We start from the raw sequence: 4,008 nt of genomic DNA on the forward strand, positions 1-4,008 counted from the left end.
TCTTCTTACGCCGCCGCCTGTGTCGGGGCATGCCCCGACACAGGCGATCAATACCCGCCATTCCAGCATGCCGTCAGATTTAGTCCAGACTTTTACACTGTAGCCGATCACCCCCTCGATGCCTCGTTCTTCCAATCCCTTGGCGATCCCGGCTGTGGAATAGCCCGCATCCAGCCCCACGGCCCGCACATCCAGGCCGAACCGTTCCCGCTGCCGGTCCAGCCGGCCCAGATAGGGGATGCTGTCATGGACATTGCCCGGCGTCACATGGCTGTCGGTGATGATGGCGTGGCGGGCATCCACCGTGCGGTGGTCCAGATAGAAGAACCCCTTCGGCTTGCCGTCGCGCACCATGTATCCGGCCTCCGGGTCGGTCCGGCTGACCTTGGTCTCCTTGACCGGCGGCTCCCGATCCTGGGGCTTCAGCGGCCCCTTGCCATGCGCCGCACGGTCGGTGTCGATGGCCTGGTCCAGCGCCCCCAGATAGTCTGCCCGCGACTTCGACACCAGGGCCAAGTCGTACTTGTTCTTGTTGGCATTGGCCTTCAGATGCGTGCTGTCCGTGTACAGCACCGTCCCGTCCACCAGATCCGCCCGCAGCGCCTGCATCACGATCTCATCGAAAATATCCTGGTAGATCGTGCTGTCCCGGAAACGACGACGACGGTTCTGGCTCAAGGTCGAGGCGTCACACACCTTGTCCGTCAACCGCAGGCCCAGGAACCAGCGGTACGCCACATTCACCTCAATCTCGCGCATCAACTGCCGCTCAGACCGGACCCCGAACAGGTAGCCGATCAGCAGCGTCTTGAACAAAACCACCGGGTCCAGCGCCGGGCGGCCATTGTCCGCGCAGTACAAGTGCGCGACACGGTCCCGGATGAAGCTGAAATCCAACGCCGCGTCGATCTTCCGCAGCAGGTGATCCGACGGAACAAGCGACGCGATCGTCACCATCTCAAGTGCCGTCTGTTGGAGCGTGGCTGGCTTAAGCATAAACACAGTGAATCAAAAAACCCCGCCATAGGCGAGGGCTTTGTCAGCAGTCTGAGAACCCGATGGGTTCTGGGCGCTGTTTGATCGAACGGTTGCCGCTGCTGGCAGCGAGCCGCTCGATGAGGAACATCATGCCGAGCAGAACCGGCGTGACTGGGTCACCGAAGCGGTCAACCGCTCGCTCGGCCGGATCGCTACGGCCTTTGTCAACGTGTTGTTCGCGCGGCGCCCGCGTGTCGGGATGGGCCTGCCCGACGACCTCAAGCAACGCGCGACCGACCTAATGGCGCCCGGCACGCCAAGCCATCGGCTGGCCCGCACGATCGGGGCGAGCCGCATCTCTTATCTCTACGCGATCGATCCTGAATGGACCGCCAGGACGCTCCTTCCGTCGTTTGGCTGGAGGGACGAAGAGGAGTCGATCGCGATGTGGCAGGGTTATGCTTGGCCGGCGCGCATCGATCCGCAGCTCTGGGCGGCGCTCAAGAACCATTTTCTGCCGCTGTTCAGGCCCGATCGGTTAGCGCGCATCGGCAATTGGGGCCGCAACATCGCACAATCGTTGATGCTGGTCGGCGTCGCGTTTGGTGCCGACGAGCTCAAGCGCGACGAGGTGCGCGACGCCATCCGGTCAATGCCGCACGAGATGCGCGTGGACGCAGCGGCATGGGTCACCGGCTACATGGAGGCCAGCGACGCCGACAATGGGAATGATGACGAGGAGCCGATTGAGGGCTCGCCCGACCTGCGCTGGACGAAACGCATCTGGCCGTGGCTGAAGCGCGTTTGGCCCACCGAAGCGAGCCTTCGCTCGGCTGAGGTCGCTGAGCAATTTGCGCTTGCGGCAATCACAACCGATACGGTGTTCCCCGAAGCGGTCGACAATATCGTCAGCTACGCCGTTGCGACCAATGGCTACCGTTTGATCCACCAGCTCAACCGTTCAAACCACCCCGACGATCACCCCGAGGCCACGCTGAAACTACTCGACGCATTCGTCGCTCGGGATCAGTTGGTGCTGTTCAAGAACGATCTGCGCCAGATCGTCCACCGCCTTGGAGCGACCAATGTGATCCAGGACGACAATCGTTATCGCAGCTGGTCGACCCATGTCGGGTAAAGGCAAAATACGTCCACAATTCCAAGAGCTCTCTTCGTTCAAATCTGCGCGCAGTCTCTCCACCGCTTGGCGGTCGCTTTCCGAAGATCGAATGGATAGGGCATGCTTGCACTATTCGGTCATAAGCGTCTGTAAATTCTATCCTAGTCTGTATGAAATTATGGAACTTCTATCAAAACCGTTCAGTTGTCCAGTCCTGCATTAGAAAGATGGAAGCAGGCCTTTAACTATGGCAACAATTGCCACGGGTGGGATTCCGTGGCTTCTGACAGTGGGTGGAGAGCTGTCGAAGCCGTGGATGCCGACGGGTTCGACAGGCAGCGGGGCGGCGAGGGAGATGGGCCTCAACATACCGGAGAGCATTAAGCATCAACTTCGCAGCTCGGCACGGCATGACTTCGAGGGCGTCGTCCACGGTTACCTTGCGCCGTTTATCCCTGGCCTCTCGCGCGTTGCCACGTTGCGCGACCTCGACCGCGACGGCGTCGACCTCGTCAGCCTGGATGACGAATTTGAGATCGATGTGGCCATCCAATGCAAGGGCTTGGAGAGCCAGTTCAGCGACGAGACCAAGGCAGCCTGCCTGGATTCCATCCGAAAGTTCCGGAAAAGCGGGAGGAAGGCCGGCAGCTTCCGGATCCTGGTCAACCGACCGATCAGGGAGGCCGACCATCGTGTGGAGATCGAAGCCGCGCTCGATGCCCTCGTCGCCGACGGGATCGTCAAGTCCGCTCAGTTGATGCCCTTCGAGAAAGCCTGCCGTTGGTTGGGGGAGTTGGCCATCCAATGGCTGAAATCGGCACTGGAGGCGCGGTGGCACTGCTTGCGCGACGACTATGCGGGACGGATGGGAGGGAAGTTCCATATCGATTCCGTTCCCTGCCGCTGGGATGACGGTTCGCCGACAAGCGACGGCCCTTTGTCCGAGTTGCTCAGGAGCGCCGAGAACTATGTTTCCAGGATCGGGGGGCGGGACGTCCCGAAGCGCATCCTCTTGGTTGGCGAATTCGGCTTCGGCAAGACAACGTTGCTGCTGCGCCTGTTCGAACACCTCGACAGGACGAAGTTCATTCCAATCTACGCCCCCGTCACCCAATTCAACGATGGCGCGTTCAGCAACGAAAAGATGTTCGTGGCGGCCATCTTGGCTCCACTGTTGGAAGATGTCGATTGGTCAGCCGACAGGAACCTATCCCAGTTGCTTCGGGACGCCCTGACACACATTTTGCGGAGCGACGTTCCGTCGGCCCTGCTGCTCGACGGATTGGACGAACACCCGTTCCTTTACCGTTCGGACGGAATCGGGACTCTCATGAACTGTATGGGCAATTTCGACAGCTAGGTCGTATTGAGCATGCGCAAAGAGTTCTGGGACGAGAGGGCAGGCGATTTCCGGGCCGCGCTCGACAGCGCTCGCGGACACAACGTCCAGCGGAAGACGCTGTACCTGGAGGATTGGGAGCAACCCCAGATGGAGGTGTTCGTCAGCCACTGCGAGGGTCCCGGCGGGTATGTTGGCGCGGGGTTCGCCCAGTTTGCCCGAAACATTCGCTCTGGCCGGTACATGGAGCACTACGGCGACATACCGCGCAGGCCGCTGTTCCTGAACATGCTGGCGGAGGAAGCTGCCGTAAATGCGGATAACCTGCAAAACTTGGCGATTCTCTATTATAGGTACCTCCGCCGCAAGATCGCCCGGGACCATGACATGTTGGCGCCCAACCCCTGCGCTGGACGCCCCCTTGTCTGGACTTGCCCTGGAAAAGTGGAGAGCCAATTTCTCGCCGTCAGGCGGTTGCCTCGAACAGGATCGGGCTTTTGTAGCCCAATGCCGAGTGCCGCCGCGTTGGATTATAGAACCCGTCGATGAATGTGCCAATGGCACGTTCTGC

Annotated in this window: 3 protein-coding genes; 2 read left to right on the plus strand and 1 reads right to left on the minus strand. The window is 60.5% G+C overall.

Annotated elements, in window-relative coordinates; translation table 11 throughout:
• On the minus strand, positions 1 to 996 hold a 996-nt coding region (locus CHB97_RS25555), incomplete at its 3' end, for an IS1182 family transposase (protein WP_244559711.1).
• Positions 997 to 1,237: 241 nt separating this feature from the next.
• On the opposite strand from CHB97_RS25555, the gene CHB97_RS25560 reads away from it, so the two are divergent.
• Together CHB97_RS25560 and CHB97_RS25565 are read left to right on the plus strand one after the other, a co-directional pair.
• A complete protein-coding gene (locus tag CHB97_RS25560) occupies positions 1,238 to 2,116 on the plus strand; it encodes a hypothetical protein (RefSeq protein ID WP_089290843.1) in 879 nt (292 codons plus the stop codon).
• A gap of 298 nt (positions 2,117 to 2,414) precedes the next feature.
• Positions 2,415 to 3,458, plus strand: coding sequence for an ATP-binding protein (locus tag CHB97_RS25565; RefSeq protein WP_143271218.1), 1,044 nt, complete (start codon positions 2,415 to 2,417; stop codon positions 3,456 to 3,458).
• The last annotated feature ends 550 nt before the right edge of the window (positions 3,459 to 4,008 follow it).

Source organism: Azospirillum sp. RU38E (assembly GCF_900188385.1).
Taxonomy (GTDB): Bacteria; Pseudomonadota; Alphaproteobacteria; order Azospirillales; family Azospirillaceae; genus Niveispirillum.

What these genes read in the sequence shown, in the direction of transcription:
- CHB97_RS25560 (WP_089290843.1), top strand. Translation starts at nt 1,238, where the DNA reads ATGGGCCTGCCCGACGACCTCAAGCAACGCGCGACCGACCTAATGGCG.
- CHB97_RS25565 (WP_143271218.1), top strand. Translation starts at nt 2,415, where the DNA reads ATGCCGACGGGTTCGACAGGCAGCGGGGCGGCGAGGGAGATGGGCCTC.